Source organism: Phyllobacterium zundukense (assembly GCF_025452195.1).
GTDB classification, from domain to species: Bacteria; Pseudomonadota; Alphaproteobacteria; order Rhizobiales; family Rhizobiaceae; genus Phyllobacterium; species Phyllobacterium zundukense_A.
Genome location: NZ_CP104973.1, coordinates 2,360,060 through 2,378,283, shown reverse-complemented (window position 1 = coordinate 2,378,283; position 18,224 = coordinate 2,360,060). Strand labels below are relative to the sequence as shown.

Annotated in this window: 16 protein-coding genes; 1 reads left to right on the top strand and 15 read right to left on the bottom strand. The window is 57.4% G+C overall.

The genetic code is table 11. The features are described 5' to 3' along the window. Positions 1-168 precede the first annotated feature (168 nt). The 5 genes from N8E88_RS24015 to N8E88_RS23995 form a co-directional block, all read right to left on the bottom strand. Positions 169-873, bottom strand: a complete 705-nt coding sequence (locus N8E88_RS24015) for a DUF2461 domain-containing protein (RefSeq protein WP_262292782.1) — start codon at positions 871-873, stop codon at positions 169-171. Continuing rightward, complete coding sequence (gene ligA, locus N8E88_RS24010) at positions 870-3,014, bottom strand: NAD-dependent DNA ligase LigA (protein WP_262292781.1); 2,145 nt, start codon at positions 3,012-3,014, stop codon at positions 870-872. The genes N8E88_RS24015 and ligA overlap by 4 nt, the downstream gene beginning before the upstream one ends. Before the next feature lie 381 nt (positions 3,015-3,395). Then, a complete protein-coding gene (gene recN / locus N8E88_RS24005) occupies positions 3,396-5,072 on the bottom strand; it encodes a DNA repair protein RecN (protein ID WP_262292780.1) in 1,677 nt (558 codons plus the stop codon). A 76-nt stretch (positions 5,073-5,148) separates the two neighbouring features. Continuing rightward, positions 5,149-5,985: an outer membrane protein assembly factor BamD gene (locus N8E88_RS24000; protein WP_262295600.1), complete on the bottom strand. Its 837-nt coding sequence runs from the start codon at positions 5,983-5,985 to the stop codon at positions 5,149-5,151. A gap of 269 nt (positions 5,986-6,254) precedes the next feature. Continuing rightward, positions 6,255-6,644 (bottom strand): tautomerase family protein, encoded by a 390-nt coding sequence (locus N8E88_RS23995; RefSeq protein WP_262292779.1) that lies wholly within the window; start codon positions 6,642-6,644, stop codon positions 6,255-6,257. Positions 6,645-6,753: 109 nt separating this feature from the next. Here N8E88_RS23995 and N8E88_RS23990 point away from each other — a divergent pair, with 109 nt between their 5' ends. Further along, on the top strand, positions 6,754-7,647 hold the full coding sequence (locus N8E88_RS23990) for a LysR substrate-binding domain-containing protein (RefSeq protein ID WP_262292778.1): 894 nt from the start codon (positions 6,754-6,756) through the stop codon (positions 7,645-7,647). 6 nt (positions 7,648-7,653) lie between these two features. Here N8E88_RS23990 and lpxC read toward each other — a convergent pair whose 3' ends face one another. The 10 genes from lpxC to murG all read right to left on the bottom strand — a co-directional run bounded on the left by lpxC (position 7,654) and on the right by murG (position 18,224). After that, positions 7,654-8,634: a UDP-3-O-acyl-N-acetylglucosamine deacetylase gene (gene lpxC / locus N8E88_RS23985; protein WP_262292777.1), complete on the bottom strand. Its 981-nt coding sequence runs from the start codon at positions 8,632-8,634 to the stop codon at positions 7,654-7,656. A 240-nt stretch (positions 8,635-8,874) separates the two neighbouring features. Then, positions 8,875-10,554, bottom strand: coding sequence for a cell division protein FtsZ (gene ftsZ / locus N8E88_RS23980; RefSeq protein WP_262292776.1), 1,680 nt, complete (start codon positions 10,552-10,554; stop codon positions 8,875-8,877). Between the two features lie 66 nt (positions 10,555-10,620). Next, positions 10,621-11,943, bottom strand: a complete 1,323-nt coding sequence (ftsA, locus tag N8E88_RS23975) for a cell division protein FtsA (RefSeq protein ID WP_262292775.1) — start codon at positions 11,941-11,943, stop codon at positions 10,621-10,623. Continuing rightward, positions 11,940-12,881, bottom strand: a complete 942-nt coding sequence (locus tag N8E88_RS23970; protein WP_262292774.1) for a cell division protein FtsQ/DivIB — start codon at positions 12,879-12,881, stop codon at positions 11,940-11,942. Before N8E88_RS23970 ends, ftsA begins: the two co-directional genes overlap by 4 nt. Further along, the gene (locus N8E88_RS23965) at positions 12,869-13,795 is read right to left on the bottom strand and encodes a D-alanine--D-alanine ligase (RefSeq protein ID WP_262292773.1); all 927 of its coding nucleotides are present in this window, start codon (positions 13,793-13,795) and stop codon (positions 12,869-12,871) included. Before N8E88_RS23965 ends, N8E88_RS23970 begins: the two co-directional genes overlap by 13 nt. Before the next feature lie 216 nt (positions 13,796-14,011). Next, positions 14,012-14,350, bottom strand: a complete 339-nt coding sequence (locus tag N8E88_RS23960; protein ID WP_262292772.1) for a type II toxin-antitoxin system HicB family antitoxin — start codon at positions 14,348-14,350, stop codon at positions 14,012-14,014. Next, positions 14,347-14,628, bottom strand: a complete 282-nt coding sequence (locus N8E88_RS23955; RefSeq protein ID WP_262292771.1) for a type II toxin-antitoxin system HicA family toxin — start codon at positions 14,626-14,628, stop codon at positions 14,347-14,349. The genes N8E88_RS23960 and N8E88_RS23955 overlap by 4 nt, the downstream gene beginning before the upstream one ends. A gap of 51 nt (positions 14,629-14,679) precedes the next feature. Beyond that, a complete protein-coding gene (murB, locus tag N8E88_RS23950; RefSeq protein WP_262292770.1) occupies positions 14,680-15,654 on the bottom strand; it encodes a UDP-N-acetylmuramate dehydrogenase in 975 nt (324 codons plus the stop codon). 45 nt (positions 15,655-15,699) lie between these two features. Continuing rightward, positions 15,700-17,100 (bottom strand): UDP-N-acetylmuramate--L-alanine ligase, encoded by a 1,401-nt coding sequence (murC, locus tag N8E88_RS23945; RefSeq protein ID WP_262292769.1) that lies wholly within the window; start codon positions 17,098-17,100, stop codon positions 15,700-15,702. Continuing rightward, positions 17,097-18,224 carry an undecaprenyldiphospho-muramoylpentapeptide beta-N-acetylglucosaminyltransferase gene (gene murG, locus N8E88_RS23940; RefSeq protein ID WP_262292768.1) on the bottom strand — a complete coding sequence of 376 codons (1,128 nt, stop codon included), beginning with the start codon at positions 18,222-18,224 and terminating at the stop codon, positions 17,097-17,099. The genes murC and murG overlap by 4 nt, the downstream gene beginning before the upstream one ends.

The following is an 18,224-nucleotide window of genomic DNA, read 5'->3' as shown; positions in this document are numbered from 1 at the left end:
TGGCTGGCTTACGTCACACGAAAATACCGTTGTGGGTCAGTGGCTTGCTGAGCAAATGAAGCGTGTGTTCACGCTGTACAAATGTTCAGTACTAAAAGTTGAGTAGCAAAGTCAACATTAATAATATGATTTTTACCGGGATTTCATTTTCGTGAACGGCATGGTGGATCAAGCAGTTGCAGTGCCCTCGATCGCCCTGCCCCAATCGATCAGCGGTTTGGCCCTCACAGCAAATTCAAGAAGATCATCCGCAAGCTTTGGCGAAGTGATATCGGCGGGATCGATTGGATAGCGGACGACGAAATTCCGGTTGCGCAACGCCTCGATCAAATCAGCATCCGTGACTGATTCAAATCCACGCGGCGTACGCTTCAATGCGTCCGTATCTTTCATCGCCAGCCCATTTTTCTTGAGCGCCTTGACCATGGCGCGATAGTTTTCCGGCTTTTCGACTATGGCCTTGCGCATCGCCAGCAGGAGTTCCGGTTTTTGCTGCCACCATGCGACAGCGGCATAGCAGCCGCGATAATCTTCGTGGCCGATGCAGACATAGAAACAGCCGCTTTCGGCCCACTTTGTGCCGTCTGGCGAAAGAAGTGCGGACAAGTGGCGGTTATACGGGCTCTTGTCTTTGGAAAAGCGCACATCGCGCTTGATACGGAACTGCGACTTCTTGCGATCGCCCCGGAACGGCAGACCCGCCTTTTCGAACCGGGCCATCAGATCTTCAACCAGATCGCCCAGCGGTTCATAAAGATGAGCCTCAAATATATCCTTGTTCTCCAGAAACCATTCGCGGTTCTGGTGAAAATCGAGCGCTTTCAGAAAAGGCAAAGCCTTTTCGCCGAAGCCTTTGAAAACCACGTCGCTCATGCGCCCACCAGTGTAAACCAGGAATCCTCATCGATGACTTCAATGCCGAGAGTCTGGGCCTGCGCAAGTTTCGATCCCGCTCCGGGCCCTGCCACCACGAGATCGGTTTTCTTGGAGACGGAACCCGCCGTCTTGGCGCCATAACGTTCGGCCATAGCCTTGGCCTCGTCGCGCGACATCCTCTCGAGTGACCCGGTGAAGACGATGGTCTTGCCTGCCACCGGCGAGTGGCTCACGGTTCTGACTTCCTCATCGAGCGGCGTGACTTCGGCGAGCAGCGCATCGAGAGCGTGGCGATTGTGCTCCTCGGCATAGAAATCGACCAGCGCCTCGGCGACAATGCTACCGATGCCTTCGACTTCGTTCAGCTCGCGCCACGCATCATTGCCCTTGTCGGCTTTATCTCTGGGGGGGTTGGCAGCCATGGCCACACTGGCAAGCGCATCATAGGAGCGATAGGCTCGGGCGAGCCGCTTGGCATTGACCTCACCCACATGGCGAATGCCAAGCGCGTAAACAAAGCGGCTCAGCGAAACTTCGCGCCGGTCGTCGATCGCGTCGTAGAGCTTCTTGACTGAAGTTGCGCCAAAACCATCGATGTTTTCGAGCTTGGTTAGCGAGTCGGCTTGACGTTTCTTCAATGTGAAAATATCGGCAGGAGTACCGATATGCAGCGCCGGATCTTCCGATTTGAAGAAGAACTCCACCTGTTTCTCGCCGAGGCCCTCTATATCGAAGGCGTTGCGCGAGACGAAATGCCGGATGCGCTCCACCGCCTGCGCCGGGCAGATCAACCCGCCCGTGCAGCGCCGCACCGCCTCGCCTTCCTCGCGCACCGCGTGGGAACCGCAGGCGGGGCAAATATCCGGGAATTTATAGGGCGTCGTTCCGCGCGGCTTGTCGGCGACGATATCGACAATCTGCGGGATGACATCGCCTGCACGCTGCACCACGACCGTATCGCCAATGCGCAGGTCCCGCCCCTCACGGATCGGCTGGCCATTCTGACCGATACCCTTGATGTAGTCTTCGTTGTGCAGGGTCACATTGGTGACGACCACCCCGCCAACCGTGACAGGCTCAAGCCGAGCGACCGGTGTCAGCGCGCCGGTACGTCCGACCTGAATGTCGATACCCTTGAGGATCGTCATCGCCCGCTCGGCCGGGAATTTATGTGCTATTGCCCAGCGCGGGCTGCGCGAGACAAAGCCGAGACGCTGCTGCAGCGCCAGCTCATCGACCTTGTACACCACGCCATCGATATCGTAGCCGAGCAGCGCCCGCTGTTCCTCGATCTGGTGATAGTGCTTCACCAGTGCTTCTACCGTCTCGAACCGTTGCATCAGCGGATTGACGCGGAAGTCATAGGATTTGAATGCTTCGACCATACCCATTTGCGTCTTGGCAGGCATGTCGCTGACCTCGCCCCAGGCATAGGCAAAGAATTGCAGCGGCCGCGAAGCAGTGATCGTGGGGTCGAGCTGGCGCAAGGAACCCGCTGCCGCATTACGCGGATTGGCGAAAATCTGCTTGCCATCCTTGGCTTGCCGCTCGTTCAACGCAGCGAAATCCGCGTGGCTCATATAGACCTCGCCGCGCACCTCCAGCACCTCCGGCGGTTTGCCGCTGAGCACATTGGGGATACTCGCAACTGTCCGGGCGTTGAGCGTAACGTTTTCGCCTGTGGTGCCGTCGCCGCGGGTCGCCGCCGTCACCAGCCTGCCAAGCTCATAGCGCAAGGAAAGCGACAGGCCATCGATCTTGGGTTCCGCCGTAATGCCTATTTTCGCCTCGGCTCCAAGCTTGAGAAACCTGCGGATGCGGCCGACGAAATCCTCGACGTCGCTGTCATGAAAGGCATTATCCAGCGACAGCATCGGAATTGAATGGGTCACCTTGCCGAACTTTTCCGATGCGACGGCACCAACTTTGTTCGATGGCGAGTCCTCACGCTTCAGATGCGGAAAACGCTGTTCGATTGCGAGATTGCGGCGGCGCAGCGCATCGTACTCGGCGTCCGAGATGATCGGAGCGTCTTCCGTATTGTAGCGGTAGTCGTGCTGGGCAATCTCGGCTGCAAGGCGGCCAAGCTCCTCGGTGGCGTCCGCCTCGCTCAACTGTTCTACGGGAATATCTGCCATGTTTTGTCCGACGCTGAAAATACGGATTCGGGCGGGAGATTAGGGTCAGGACTCATTGATCTGATCGAAATGGTAGGAGGCCATTTGTTCGGATACGAGGAGCAAAGGCGATGGCAATGTTTATCCATTGTCGAGCCTTTGCGACAAAGTAGCCGGGCAAATGGACCCTATCCTGCGGACGCCGAAACGGCTGCAAGCTGCAGTGTCGAACTGCTCGGCCGGGGGAAAGACCCCGCCCTTCACATCTCTCCTCGCACCTTCTTGCCGTTTCATGCGCCATTTCGATCATATCAATGAGTCCTGACCCTAGCGTAAGAGAATTGGAAAAGCATCGTTCAAAGTGCGCATCCGACGCAACAGCAGCCAGTTCCTGACATCAGGCTAAATCACTGCCGCGTTTTCCCGGAGCAACCGCACTGCTGCTGCGCGCGCTTCATCGGTGACGCTGGCGCCGGCCAGCATGCGGGCGATTTCTTCCTGCCTGTCGCCGGTTTCCATCGCCCGTATGGATGTCGCCACGCGGTCATTGCCAGCGGCCGCCTTGGCGATGAGGAAATGCGTCTGAGCTCGCGCGGCAACCTGCGGCGCATGCGTAACGGAAAGAACCTGCACATTACCTGCAAGACGTCGCAGGCGCTGGCCAATGGCGTCGGCTACCGCACCGCCCACGCCTGTGTCGATCTCGTCGAACACCAGCGTCGGCGCCGAGCCGCGATCGGCAAGTGCTACTTTCAGCGCCAGCAGGAAACGCGAGAGCTCACCGCCAGACGCGACCTTCATCATGGGACCGGCGCGGGTGCCCGGATTTGTCCGCACCCAATATTCGACCGTGTCGATCCCATCCGCTGTGCGGCTCTGTGCATCCGTCTTCATCTCGACGATGAACTCGGCGCGCTCGAGTTTCAGCGCCGGCAGCTCCGCCATGACAGCCTGTTTCAAATGCTCGGCAGTCTCGCGGCGGTCATTTGAAAGTGCGAGCGCCGCCAGATCATAGGCGTCGCGTGCGGCCTGCGCCTCTTTTTCGAGCGCGGCCAGCCGCTCGGCCCCCGCGTCGATATCGGCAAGGTCCGCATCCATCCGGTCACGCAGCGCGGGAAGATCATCGACTGCAACGGAATACTTTCGCGCCGCGGCACGCAATGCGAAGAGCCGTTCCTCCGTTTGCTCAAGCACACGCGGGTCGAAATCGATGGCACGGATCGCCTGTTCGATGCCGTTTTGCGCTTCCGCCAGCGCATTCAGAGCCTCGTCGATGGCCTTGACGACCGGCTCCAGCAGCTGCGGAGCCTCCGGCACCTTGCGTTCCAGCCTGCGGACCAGGCTGGCAAGAGAAGGCACGGGAGACGCGTTACCGGACAGCACCTCGTTGGCATCGTTGACGTCGCCAGCGATCTTTTCCGAACGCATCATGTCCGTCCGCCTGATCGCCAGTGTCTCTTCTTCCAGCGGTTCCGGATCGAGCTTGGCAAGTTCTTCGACCGAGGCGCGCAGATAATCGGCCTCGCGGGTCGCCGCTTCCACCTTGGCACGGTGACGGACCAGAGTGTGTTCCGTATCGCGCCAGGTCTTGTGAAGTGTGCGTACAAGCGCCGCCTTGATTTCAAGCGCTCCAAAGGCGTCAAGCAGTGTACGGTGGATATCGAGATCGACAAGCGCACGGTCGTCATGCTGGCCATGGATTTCGACAAGCCTGCGGCCGAGCTCCTTCAGGAGCGTGACACTTGCGGCCTGATCATTGATGAAAACCCGACTGCGGCCGTCGGCATTTTGCACGCGGCGCAGGATGATATCGCCATCATCGTCAATATCGTTCTCACGCAGCAGCGCGCGAGCCGGATGGCTTCCAACGACATCGAAAACGGCAGTAACTTGCCCCTGCTCCGCGCCATGACGCACCAGCGAGGCATCGCCCCGCGAGCCCAGGGCGAGGGACAGAGCATCAAGCAGAATCGATTTACCAGCACCTGTCTCGCCGGTCAGCACCGACAAACCTTCGCGAAACTCGATGTCGAGCCGTTCAATCAGAACAATATCGCGGATCGACAGATGCGAAAGCATGGTTGCTCGGGTTATGGTTTCTTCGTTTTACGCAATTCCGGACGGAAAACCGGTTCCCACTTTTCCTGGAATTGCTTTAGACGCCGTCTTTGCCACCAGTGATAGCCTCCGCGGCTTTCGATAGCCATGAGCCGGAATTCTGCCGAGGTTCAAGCCCGCCACTTTGCAGCAGCTTATAGCTGTCCTTGTACCACTCGCTATCCGGATAATTCTGGCCGAGAACGGCCGCCGCTGTCTGGGCTTCGTTGGTGATACCCAGGGCGTAATAGGCTTCGACCAGACGGGCCAAGGCTTCCTCCACCTGCCGCGTATTCGAATATTGCTCGACAACGCCGCGGAAGCGCTTGATCGCTGCCAGATATTCCTTGCGCTCGAGATAGTAACGGCCAACCTGCATTTCCTTGCCGGCAAGCTGATCGCGGCCGAAGCGGATTTTCTGCTTGGAATCCTCGACATATTCGGAATCGGGGTACCGTTCGACCACCTCATTGAACGCAGCAATCGAGCGGCGAGTCATGCTTTGCTCGCGCGTCACATCGGGGATCTGGCGATAGTAGCAAAGGCCAGTGATGTAATAAGCGTAAGCCGCCTCTGGCTGCGTTGGATACAACGCAATGTAGCGCTTGGTCATGGCAACCGCCTCGTCATATTTGCCTGCGCGGTAATTGGCGAAGGCACCCATGACGAGCGATTTGCGGGCAAATTCCGAATAGGGGTGCTGACGGTCGACAGCATCGAATTTCTTGGCCGCCTCATCGAGGCGGCCGGAATTCAGATTGGCCAGAGCCTGGTTATAAAGAACGTCTGCAGGTTCGATCGTGTCGACATAGGCGTTGAGATCGATGTCGTCGTCCTTCGAAGCACAACCGGAAATGGCTATAGCGCTGGCGACTGGAAGGAGTAGAAAGGCCATCCTGGCCTTGCCCCCAAAGCCTTTACTTATCGACATTCTGCTATTCGCCATGCTGTTTCCGGCCCCATAAAATAATTTGAGAGCAATGATCGCAAACCCGATATCACGTTTGCATCCCACACTCTAGGCATAGTCAATCTACCGTCGGTTGGGCGGTCATAAACCACAAGCGACGAGAATCAGCAATCTTATTGCCATGTAATCGTCCAATTTTGTGGCGGAGCCGAAAATGAACTGCAAATCCCTAAGATTCGCTTATTTTGTTTCAACTAGGCGTTTTCAAGCAACTGGGCTTCACCATTACTAAAGGACCACTCATCCCGGCTTGAAGTGCTGATGATAATCATGACGTCCTCCGGTCGAACGCCGGGCGCCTCGCTGAGCAGCTTGACCAGACGTTTGTAGAATGCCTGCTTCGTCGCGGCATCGCGAGGTCTGCCGATGGCAATCGCGAACACCATGAAGTCGTCTGAACGCGGACCACCAAAATAGTTGCGGTCGAACACGAACTCACCCGGGCGATGCTGGTGAATGGCCTGGAAACGATCGTCAGGCGGAACATTGAAAGTTTCGACCATGGCTCGATGCAGGCTATCGGAAACGGCTGCCAGATACTCGGGGGATTTTCCTTCAAGGAGCGAAATGCGTGTGAATGGCATGGAACTATCCTTTCTTTAAAACTCTTGACGCCGCTTTTATAGAGCGGCATCATCATCCTGAAAATCGGAAAGTTTTGTACTAATAGTTCCAAAAACTAGGACAATTAAAATGCGACGGGTTACCTTCGATCTTGATGTGTTGCGCACTTTTGCGACCGGCATGGAACTTGGCAGTTTTGCCAAAGCAGCGGGCCGGCTTGGCCGATCCACATCGGCGGTCAGCGCGCAATTGAAGAAACTCGAACAGCAGGCGGAAACGCCGATCTTCATCAAAGCCGGGCGCGGGCTGGCGCTGACAGAAGCCGGCGAGACGATGCTGGCTTATGCACGCAGGCTACTCGACCTGAACGACGAAGCTGCAACGGCAATTCATGGCACCGAGCTTGCAGGATGGGTGCGGCTTGGACTGCAGGAGGATTTCGGCGAAACCATTCTTCCGGACGTTCTTGGACAGTTTTCCCGCGCTCATCCAAAGGTGCGAATCGAGGCCCGGGTAGCACGCAATGTGGAGTTGATCGATCGCATCACATCCGATCGCCTTGACCTGGCGTTGGCCTGGAACGACGGATCTGTGACGACGCCTCACTCCGAGCACATCAGGGAGGTGCCAATGTGCTGGGTTGGTCCGTCCGGCGATCCAAGGAATTGGCGAGCATCTGCGGACGAACCACTAGCTCTGGCGTCGCTGGAAGCCCCTTGCCTCTTGCGTACTGCCGCCACAAACGCGCTTGACCGCGCTGGCATACCCTGGCGGCAGTCGTTTGTCAGTCCGAGCCTGTCGGGATTATGGGCTGCAACGGTAGCGGGCCTCGGCGTAACCATTCGCACCCCGTTCGGGCTACCGCCAAGCGTACAACCTCTGGTGCCAGCCGACAGCGGACTGCCACCGCTACCCTCTCTCGGGCTTGTCCTTCATCGATCGCAAGCGCAATCAGATCCGGCAACCGCACGCCTTGCATCGATCATGCTGCAAGCGGTGCACAATGCGATACCAGCGTACTAATAGGCTTCAGATCGCCCAAGGCGCAAAAACAGGGGCGTTTACCGCAACAAGCGATGCGCCGCGCGATTGGCCGCGTTTACCGGCCATTTCGACGATCTCGAACGCCGTATGATCGGAGAGCAGTGCGCGGAGCGCCGCAGCATTCAGCCGGTGCCCGCCGCGATAAGAGCGGAAGCAGCCAATGAACGGCGCACCAGCGAGGGCAAGATCGCCGATGGCGTCCAGCGCCTTGTGACGAACAAACTCATCCTTGTAGCGAAGGCCACCCGGATTGATGACGGAATGATCATCGCCGATGACCAGCGAGTTATCGAGTGATGAACCCAGCGCCAGGCCTGCCGCCCAGAGCTTTTCAACGTCGCGCATGAAACCGAAGGTGCGCGCCCGCGAAATCTCCTTGCGGAAGACCGCCTCATCCATATCAGCGGCAAATTTCTGACGGCCGATGACCGGCGTTTCAAAATCGATTTCGACCTCATAGCGCGTTCCATCATAAGGACGGAACTCGGCCCAGGATGCCCCGGCCTCAATGCGCGATGTCTTGAGTATCCGGATGAAACGGCGTTTTGCCGCTTGCCGCACAAAACCGGCCTGCTCGAATGTGTCGAGGAACACCGAGGATGTTCCGTCGAGAATTGGCACTTCCGGGCCATCGATCTCGATGATCATGTTGTCGATGCCCGAACCGGCAATTGCTGCCATGACGTGCTCGACTGTGCTGATCGTCACCCCTGCCCTGTTGGCAAGCGTTGTCGACAGATCGGTCGTCCCGACTTCCGATACAAGCGCCTTGATTTCGTGGCTGGCGCCACTTCCGTCGAGCCTGTGGAAAACGATGCCCGTATCGGGATCGGCCGGGACGAAAGCAATCGTCACCGGCGCACCGCTGTGCACGCCAGCTCCTGAAAGGATTATTCGCTCGGCAATCGTTGTCTGGTAGTCGCGCAAATTGAAACCTCGTGCCCATGTACCGCCCGGATCATCCATCCGGTTTCCGACATTAACTTGCGGCGCTGCACGTTTCTGGAATCAGCATCGCTCATCGTTATTTTGCGGCGCAAGATACAGTCGGCATCCCATGAAGCAAAATCACGGTTTCGCGACGTTTGTAACGAAACCACTGCGCCATCAGCTAAGTCGTTTCTGTGACCTTTCAATGGCTTGAAAGAAAAATTCCGCCATTGAGGCAATGGCGGAATTCATATCCTTTAACAATCCGTGATCAGATCAGTTGGCCTGACGGCGAAGGAACGCCGGGATTTCAAGCTGATCGTCTTCGGAAGCCTGGCGCGCTTGCGACTGAACGCGACCCTGCTCATCGAGCTGTCCACGGCGCGGCGCATAGATCGACGCATCCTGCGAAAGCGGACGGCGCTGTTCGACCGGACGCATTGCGGGTTCCCGCGGCTGCGCTGGTTCGAGCCGGGCGGTCTCGTCTTCGCGGCGAGTCAAACCGGCAGTGAGGCGCTTGAGAAGACCCATCGGCCCACGGTCTTCCTGGCTGTCATAGGAAGGTTCGCGATTGCTCTCACGGCTTCCCATGTCGCGGGCGTTGAGTTCTGCCTGAACCACAGGCGGGAAATCAGCGACATTCGGCATGCGTGGGGCAGCCGGCTGCGGTGCAGGTGCAACCTGCATCTGCGGAGCAGGCTGATGCACAGGAGCCTGAGGCGCGGCAGCAAAGGGAGCATCAAAGACCTCCGGCGCCGGAGCCTGGAAAATGCGGCTCTGCGGGCGGAATTCCTCGGCGGGCTGTGGAGCACGCTGCACCACCTCCTGCTCTGCAGCGCGGATCGCATCGGCTACTGGGTCCGCTGCCCGTGCCGCGGGCTGCTGAACAACCGGACGTGCATTTGTACTTGCGGCGGCCTGCTGAACGGGCTTGGCAATCGGCTTCAGAGGCTGGCGAAATTCGATCGGCGCGGGCGCCGACTCTCCAATCTGCTTATCGATGCCAGTTGCCACGACAGAGACGCGGATGATGCCTTCGAGGCTTTCGTCGAAGGTTGCGCCGAGGATGATATTGGCATCCTGGTCAACTTCCTCACGGATACGGGTAGCAGCCTCATCGACTTCAAAGAGCGTCATGTCGCGGCCACCGGTGATCGAAATCAGCAGACCTTTGGCGCCACGCATGGAAGTTTCGTCAAGCAGGGGATTGGCGATTGCAGCTTCTGCCGCTGCCATTGCACGGCCGTCACCGGAGGCTTCACCCGTCCCCATCATCGCCTTGCCCATCTCGCGCATGACCGAACGAACATCGGCAAAGTCGAGATTGATCAGGCCTTCCTTCACCATCAGATCGGTGATGCAAGCAACACCGGAATAGAGAACCTGATCGGCCATCGCGAAGGCATCCGCAAAGGTCGTCTTGTCATTGGCAATGCGAAAGAGGTTCTGGTTCGGAATGACGATGAGTGTATCGACGTTCTTCTGAAGATCGGCAATACCCATATCGGCGGTGCGCATGCGGCGCTGACCTTCGAAATGGAAAGGCTTGGTGACGACGCCAACGGTCAGAATACCCTTTTCGCGTGCCGCCCGGGCAACGACTGGCGCGGCGCCGGTACCGGTGCCCCCACCCATTCCGGCAGTGACGAAGCACATGTGCGTGCCCTGGAGATGATCATTGATCTCGTCGATGCATTCTTCGGCTGCCGCGCGGCCAACTTCCGGCTGCGAGCCTGCACCAAGGCCTTCGGTCACAGCGGCACCAAGCTGAACCAGACGTTCAGCCTTTGACTGCGACAGCGCTTGTGCGTCGGTATTGGCCACAACGAATTCAACGCCGCGCAAACCGGCATTGATCATGTTATTGACCGCGTTGCCACCACCACCGCCAACACCGAATACGGTGATCCGTGGCTTAAGCTCGGTAATGTCCGGCTTTTGCAGATTGATACTCATTTGTTTCGTTCCTTTTCGTCTCTACCGCCTCGCCGCTGCGGTGTTTTTTTGGGTTTCCCCGATTGATTAAAAACTCTCTTTCAGCCATTGGCCGATACGCTGAAAACGCCCACCTGTGCCTGTCATCAACGAAGATGAACCAGCCTTTACAGAACGCTCCTCAATTCCTGCCACTTGCGGATAAATCAGAAGACCAACCGCTGCAGAGAAAGCCGGCCCCTTGGCTGCCTCGGGAAGCCCCGTGACACCAAGAGGACGACCAATACGCACATTGCGAGCCAGGATGCGGCGCGCCGCCTCCGGCAATCCCGCCAACTGACTGGCACCGCCCGTAAGCACCACGCGCTTGCCGACAATCTGGCCGTAGCCGGACTGGTTGAGGCGATCACGCGCAAGTTCCAGCGTTTCCTCAACGCGGGCGCGGATGATGCGGGTCAGTACCGCGCGCGGATATTGATTGGGAACATCGCGGGCATCATTGCCCAGCGGCGAGACACTGATCATATCGCGATCATCAGCGGCACTTGGCAGAGCCGAACCGTGCATGACCTTCAGCCGCTCCGCGTCGTCCATATGAGCGGAAAGGCCGCGCGCAACATCCATGGTCACATGATTGCCGCCAATAGCGATAGCATCGGCATGGATGAATTTGCCTTCGGAGAACACGGAAATCGTTGTCGTGCCACCACCCATGTCGATGCAGGCAGCGCCCATCTCGGCCTCATCATCGACGAGTGCTGAAAGACCGCTGGCATAGGGCGTTGCGATCATCGCCTCGACAGACAAATGACAGCGATTGACGCACAGCTCGAGATTGCGCAGCGGCGCTGCGTCGGCAGTCAGAACGTGCATTTCGACGCCGAGCGTATCGCCAATCATGCCGAGCGGATCGCGAATGCCGCGCTCACCATCGAGACCATAGGCGATGGGCAGCGAATGCACGAGATGACGTTCAGCGGCAAGCGCCTGCTTGGCTCCGGCTGCAAGCACCCTGCGGATATCCGCTTGATCGACCTCATGGCCACCAAGATTGATGCTGGCGGAAAAGCTTTCGCTCTTCAGGCGGCCCGCCGAAATATTGACGATCATCGAGTCGACCGTGAGGCCCGCCATACGCTCCGCGGCATCGACGGCAAGACGGATCGCCTGCTCGGCAGCATCCAGATTGACGATAACGCCCGACTTGATGCCACGCGACTTCTGATGGCCAATTCCCAAGACTTCGATGCGATGTGTACGGCCTGGCAGATGCGCGCTTTCCTCACGCGGACGCAAACGCGCGATGATGCAGCAGACCTTGCTCGAACCGATGTCCAGAACTGTCAACGAGCGCGTCCGCTTGGCGGATGGCGCTCCTGTCGATGAACCTTTTCCGTTCAGAATACTCATACACGCTTCTCCGAACGCTTGGGCGCCTTGTCACGGGCCTTCAAATACTCAACGCGCTGTACCATTGCTTCTGGCGTCAGCCTGACAACCACGCGGTCCGTCAGGCGCATATCGACCGATGCGATATCGCGAGACAGAAGCCCTGCCTTGCTGTCCATATTGGCAATATCAGTGAGAGCCTCGTCGATGCGGGATTCCGGCAACATCAGGCTTACGCCGTTTTTCAGCACCAGATCCCAACGGCGATCTCCGACCCGCTGATAGGCCTTGACCTCGGCAGCGATTTGCGGGAAGGCGGCCATCTGCGTCAGGAGAAGCTTTGCCTGCTTGTCAGCACCTGCACCGATCACCACCGGCAATGAAGCACTGCGACCGCCATTGAAAGGTACGATCATGCGGCCATCGGCATCGATCACCGAAAGCTGGTCGCCATTCTGCCAGACCGCCAAGGCGGTGCGCTCGTGGATCGAAATCTGGATCGTGTTCGGATAGACCTTGAACACATCGACGGATTCGACCCAAGGCAATCCCGCTACGGCCTTTTGGGCGTCTGCAGCACTCAAACCGACCAACGATGTCTCGCCGTCAAGACCAAGAGCGCCGAGAACGTCGATCTCCGACGTTTCCTTGTTGCCGACGACCTTCACATCTTCGATGGCGAAGCCGAACGTCGAGGTTGTAACCTTGACGACTTCGGGCGCATGACCGCCAAGGATTGCGCCATAGGCACCGGTCAAAGCCAGAAAAGCCAAGGCACCGAACGTCCCGACATGGTTCGGAATGGTGACTTCGCCTTCGATGGTGCGGGCAAGAACGCGAACAGGCTTGCGCAGGATTTTTGGCAAGACGATCCGGAAACGGCCAAAAGTCGCCAACCTGCCCGAAGGCACCGGCGCAGCACCTCGCGGGTGCTCATTTTTGCCCTTCAACGCAAACACGATGCGTCCTCCACCATCCAACTCAACAATTCACCGAAGGTATGCCCCGCAGCTTTGGCGATATCAGGCACGAGAGAGGTGGGAGTCATGCCTGGCTGGGTGTTGACTTCCAACCAGATAAGCTCGCCATCCTCGGAAAAACGGTCGTCGTAACGGAAGTCCGACCGGCTAATCCCTTTACATCCAATTGCCTGATGCGCCTTGAGTGCCAGTGTTTGTATTTTTTGGTAAATTTTTAGTGAAATTTTAGCGGGAACAACATGATTTGATCCGCCTGCAACATATTTTGAATCATAATCGTAGAACTGATGCCCGACCGGGATGATTTCGCATACGCCAATGGCCACATCGCCCATCACGGCACAGGTCAATTCGCGCCCATAGATGTAGCGCTCGACCATGACGCTATCACCATACCTCCATTCGGCAGAGGTGATGATCTGCGGTGGATGAGGCTGATCCTCCTTGACGATGACGACACCGAAACTGGAGCCCTCGCTCACAGGCTTCACGACGTAAGGCGGCTTCATCGGATGCTTCGAGGTGAAGTCCAGACGGTTCATGGTCTTGGCTTCAGCCACAGGAATGCCAGCCGCTTTGGCGACGATCTTCGCCTGTTCCTTGTTCATCGCGAGAGCAGACGCGAGCACACCTGAATGCGTGTAGGGAATTTCGAGATATTCCAGGATGCCCTGGATGGTGCCGTCTTCGCCAAACGGACCGTGCAGCGCATTGAAGGCAACATCAGGCTTGAGGTCACGCAACACGCTGGCGATATCGCGGGTAACATCGACACGGGTTACAGTATAGCCTTCGGCCTCCAAAGCATCGGCGCATGAATTGCCGGAAGACAGCGACACCGGACGCTCCGATGAAAAGCCACCCATTAGCACCGCAACATGCTTTTTCGCCATGAAGGCAACCCCTCGAACACTTCCCCATCAAAGCTGAAAACAGACATGAGTCCGCGCACATCCGGCGGCCAAGACCGCAGATACCCGAGACTGGCAAAACCAGCCGACTCAAATCAGTTAACGCTTGTCCCTAAAGAATCAGAGAGTTGATTCGCTGACAAGTCCCCAATGATTCAAGAGTGGAAATTCAGGTAAAAAAATATGTCAGGAGGGTGATCACGCGGCGCGAGCAGCTGCCTCGATCGCGTCGGCTACCCATTCATTGAGACTTTTGTTTTCTGCAGCAGCTGCCAAGACGGCAGCTTCGTGAACTTCCGCAGCAAGGCGTACATTGAAACGACCAGAGAATTCGCGGAATGGAGGAATGCCTTTCTCAGCACACATCTCAAGAAAAACCTTGAGCGACTTACGACCCTCAACAATCAGATCATCGACGCTCCTCGCATAAAAATCTGCGCCTCCGGACAATCCGAGAAATTCTCCACGGATCATACCGATTTCCGGATCAAGCGAAACGACCGCTTTGTGACCGTCGATATCAATCACATTTTTCATGGCTTCACTCCATGGCTTTCCAGCCATTTTCTGATGCTCGCAATTGCACCCTTGTCGGTATCCGGCGATGGATGCGGGCGGTGAAACACTCGAACTTCGCCAAATAAAACGACACCGACACGCGAGCCTTCTCTTTCGCTGATTTCAACACCGAGACCGACAAACAATGCTTCCACATCTACCCAGCGAACTGAACCACTGACTGGACGAGCGAAAATCTGCATCAAGGTAATGTGGTGTTTACGCTTCATAAATTGAGTACCATTTTTTAGTACCATTCGCAATGAAATTTAAGCAATGAATTATTTGAAAAAGCTATTTGATCCAGATCAGAGAAGCTGCCCCATGAACTCATGGACTTCATGACCAGGGCGGAAAAGCCCAAGGCGTTTAATTTCCCAATGCAGGCGAACACCCGAATTCTGCACGACCCGCGAACGGATGGTTTCGCCGAGCGTCTCGAGGTCATGACCTGAGGCAGTGCCCGTGTTGATCATGAAATTGCAATGCATCGGTGACATCTGAGCGCCACCGATCATCAGGCCGCGCCCGCCAGCCTTGTCGATCTCTTTCCAGGCCGATGACCCTTCAGGGTTCTTGAACGTCGAACCGCCGGTCTTTTCCCGGATAGGTTGCACCGTTTCGCGGTGCTGCTGGACCGCATCCATCGCTGTCTGGATGTCCCCGCGATCACCCGGTACGCCTTCGAACAGCGCCGAAGTGAAGATCAGATCATTTGCCGCGCCGGAATGCCGATAGGCGTAGCCCATGTCGGCGTTTGAAAGAATTCGAACCTCACCGTTACGATCAAGTGCACGCACTTCCACCACGCGCTCACGCGTTTCAACGCCGTTGGCACCGGCATTCATGCGCAGCGCGCCACCGATCCCGCCAGGGATACCGTGATAGAAATGGAACCCGGCAATGCCTGCTTCCAGCGCTGCAGCAGCCACACGTTTGTCTGGCGTAGCCGTGCCGGCGCGCAACTGCGTCTCGCCAACCCGCTCAACCTCGCCGAAACCCTTGGCCGACAGGCGGACGACGAAACCCGGAATACCACCGTCCCGCACCAGGAGATTGGAGCCAATACCGACGACGAGGATCGGATATTCTTGCGGGACAGCTTTGAGGAATGCCGACAAATCTTCCTCGTCCGTAGGCTGGAACATGACTTCCGCTGGACCGCCGGCGCGGAACCACGTGACCTTCTCCATGGCCATATTGGGTGTCAGCCGTCCGCGCAGACCAGAGAACCGATCTCCCAGCTTTTTTAGCAGGGCTTCGCCATCGATAAGTGAAGACATTGTATCCTTCCCGCCGAACCATCCCTGTCGGAGCAACCGCCAAATCTAGAGCGCTGCGAGTTCCTTTGGCAAGGCATAGGCCCATTGCGTTATATTGCCCGCTCCAAGAAAGATTACGAAATCATCCGGCTTGGCGATTTCGGCGATCAAAGGTGCCACCTCTTGCGGACCCGCGATATAGCGCGCATCACGGTGTGCGGCGGTTTTGATACGCGAAACCAACGCCTCTGAATTCACTCCCGGAATCGGATCTTCACCAGCCGAATAGACGGGAGCCAGGACAACCGTATCGGCATCGTTGAAACAAGCTGCAAACTCATCGAACAGGCTGGCGAGCCGTGTGAATCGATGCGGTTGAACGACCGCGATCACGCGGCCCTTAGCGGAATCCCGCGCCGCTCTCAAGACCGCTTTGATCTCGACCGGGTGGTGGCCATAATCGTCGAATATCTCGACACCCTTCCATGAACCGGTATGGGTGAACCGGCGCTTGACCCCGCCGAAGGACGACAAGCCCTTCTTGATGTCGTCGGCCGAGATGCCAAGCTCATGCGCCACAGCGATCGCCGCTGTGGCATTGGAGACGTTGTGACGTCCCGGCATCGGCAGGCGCAGCCCCGTAATCTCGGTGATCTCACCTGTCTTGCGCTTGGCGATATGAACATCGAAACGCGAGGCAGCCCCATCAACGACGAGATTGACGAAACGAACATCAGCCTGCGGATTTTCACCATAGGTGATCACCCTGCGGTCCTCGATCCGCGATACCAGCGATTGGACCTCCGGATGGTCCAGGCACATTACGCCGAAACCGTAGAACGGCACGTTTTCAACGAATTGCCGAAAGGCCTCACGAACGCGATCGAACGTTCCGTAATGATCGAGATGTTCCGGGTCGATATTGGTGACAACGGCCACATCAGCGGGAAGCTTCAGGAACGTGCCGTCGCTCTCGTCTGCTTCGACGACCATCCAGTCGCCCTCGCCCATGCGTGCATTCGTACCATAGGCATTGATGATGCCACCATTGATCACGGTTGGATCCAAATTGCCCGCATCGAGCAAAGTAGCGACCATCGAGGTCGTCGTCGTCTTGCCGTGCGTGCCGCCGATGGCAACTGCCTTGCGGAAACGCATCAGTTCGGCCAGCATTTCCGCACGGCGGACGACCGGGAGCAGCTTCTCTCGGGCCGCGATCAGTTCAGGATTGGATTTCTTGATGGCCGTTGAAACAACGACGACTTCGGCGTCGCCTACGTTCTCCGCCTTGTGGCCAACGAAGATCTCGATGCCTTTTTCGCGCAGACGCTGCACATTGGCGCTGTCAGCCTGATCGGAGCCTTGCACCTTGTAGCCGAGGTTGTGCAGGACTTCGGCAATACCACTCATGCCGATACCGCCGATACCGATGAAATGAACAAGGCCTATATTGAGCGGCATCTTCATTGACGCACTCCTTTTTTGAAATCTTCAATCCGTTGACCGGACGCAATAGCTTCTGCGAGGTCCGCAAGCAACCTTGTGGCTTGAGGTTTGCCGGTGGTGCGGGCTTTTTCCGCAATAAATGCCAGACGGGCGGGGTCGTTCATCGCACTTGTCAGGATGGACGCAATGCGCTCCGGGGAAAGCTCGGACTGTTTGATAACGTCAGCTCCACCTGCAGCCTGGAGCGCCGCTGCATTAGCCGCCTGGTCATGATCAAGGGCATGCGGGAAGGGGACAAGAATGGCTGGCCGGCCGATGGCAGCTATCTCGGAAACCGTGGACGCACCTGAACGGGAGAGAACGAAATGGGACTCGGCGATGCGATGCGGCATATCAAGAAAGAATGGCGCAACCTCGGCCTTGATACCAAGCGATTGGTAGGCCGAGCGGACATATGACTCGTCTTCCGAGCGCGCCTGCTGCATCACAACAAGGCGCGCGCGATCGTCCGGCGCCAGCAGTTTGATGGCAGCCGGCACGGCAGTGGAAAAGTATTGCGCGCCCTGACTCCCGCCAAAAATCAGAAAATGAAAGGGCTGGTGCGCCTGCGAGGCCCTATAAGGCTTGCCCACCTCTGCCAGGACTGCCGGACGCACCGGATTTCCGGTGGTGATTGTCTTTTGCGCAAATGGTCCATCGGTATCGGTCAAAAAGCCGCCAGCAATTGCATTGACACGGGCTGCCAGCGCTTTGTTGGCACGTCCCATCACTGCATTCTGCTCGTGAATGAGTGTCGGTATTTTCATGCCGCTCGCCGCATAGAGCGGTGGCAGTGTTGGATAACCGCCAAATCCGGCAACCAGCTTTGGCCGAAACGTCCGGAAAAACTTGCGGGAATCGAGATTGCCGAGCCAAAGGGTCCAGAAGGTCTTTGCCAAGGCAACTGGATTGCGCCCAGCAATAGTGGCAGATCTCACGACATGTATCTGCTCGGCTGGAAACGCGCCCGTAAAGCGTTGTGCACGTTCGTCGGTCGCCAGATGGATTTCCCACCCACGCTCTATCAATTCATGTGCGAGCGCTTCAGCCGGGAAAAGATGCCCGCCTGTACCCCCGGCAGCGAGAAAAATAACCCCCTTGGACAT

What these genes read in the sequence shown, in the direction of transcription:
- murB (WP_262292770.1), bottom strand. Translation starts at nt 15,654, where the DNA reads ATGTCTTCACTTATCGATGGCGAAGCCCTGCTAAAAAAGCTGGGAGAT.
- N8E88_RS24000 (WP_262295600.1), bottom strand. Translation starts at nt 5,985, where the DNA reads ATGGCCTTTCTACTCCTTCCAGTCGCCAGCGCTATAGCCATTTCCGGT.
- N8E88_RS23995 (WP_262292779.1), bottom strand. Translation starts at nt 6,644, where the DNA reads ATGCCATTCACACGCATTTCGCTCCTTGAAGGAAAATCCCCCGAGTAT.
- lpxC (WP_262292777.1), bottom strand. Translation starts at nt 8,634, where the DNA reads ATGGATGATCCGGGCGGTACATGGGCACGAGGTTTCAATTTGCGCGAC.
- N8E88_RS23955 (WP_262292771.1), bottom strand. Translation starts at nt 14,628, where the DNA reads ATGGTACTAAAAAATGGTACTCAATTTATGAAGCGTAAACACCACATT.
- N8E88_RS24015 (WP_262292782.1), bottom strand. Translation starts at nt 873, where the DNA reads ATGAGCGACGTGGTTTTCAAAGGCTTCGGCGAAAAGGCTTTGCCTTTT.
- ftsA (WP_262292775.1), bottom strand. Translation starts at nt 11,943, where the DNA reads ATGAGTATTCTGAACGGAAAAGGTTCATCGACAGGAGCGCCATCCGCC.
- ftsZ (WP_262292776.1), bottom strand. Translation starts at nt 10,554, where the DNA reads ATGAGTATCAATCTGCAAAAGCCGGACATTACCGAGCTTAAGCCACGG.
- recN (WP_262292780.1), bottom strand. Translation starts at nt 5,072, where the DNA reads ATGCTTTCGCATCTGTCGATCCGCGATATTGTTCTGATTGAACGGCTC.
- murG (WP_262292768.1), bottom strand. Translation starts at nt 18,224, where the DNA reads ATGTCCAAGGGGGTTATTTTTCTCGCTGCCGGGGGTACAGGCGGGCAT.
- murC (WP_262292769.1), bottom strand. Translation starts at nt 17,100, where the DNA reads ATGAAGATGCCGCTCAATATAGGCCTTGTTCATTTCATCGGTATCGGC.
- N8E88_RS23960 (WP_262292772.1), bottom strand. Translation starts at nt 14,350, where the DNA reads ATGAAAAATGTGATTGATATCGACGGTCACAAAGCGGTCGTTTCGCTT.
- N8E88_RS23965 (WP_262292773.1), bottom strand. Translation starts at nt 13,795, where the DNA reads ATGGCGAAAAAGCATGTTGCGGTGCTAATGGGTGGCTTTTCATCGGAG.
- ligA (WP_262292781.1), bottom strand. Translation starts at nt 3,014, where the DNA reads ATGGCAGATATTCCCGTAGAACAGTTGAGCGAGGCGGACGCCACCGAG.
- N8E88_RS23990 (WP_262292778.1), top strand. Translation starts at nt 6,754, where the DNA reads ATGCGACGGGTTACCTTCGATCTTGATGTGTTGCGCACTTTTGCGACC.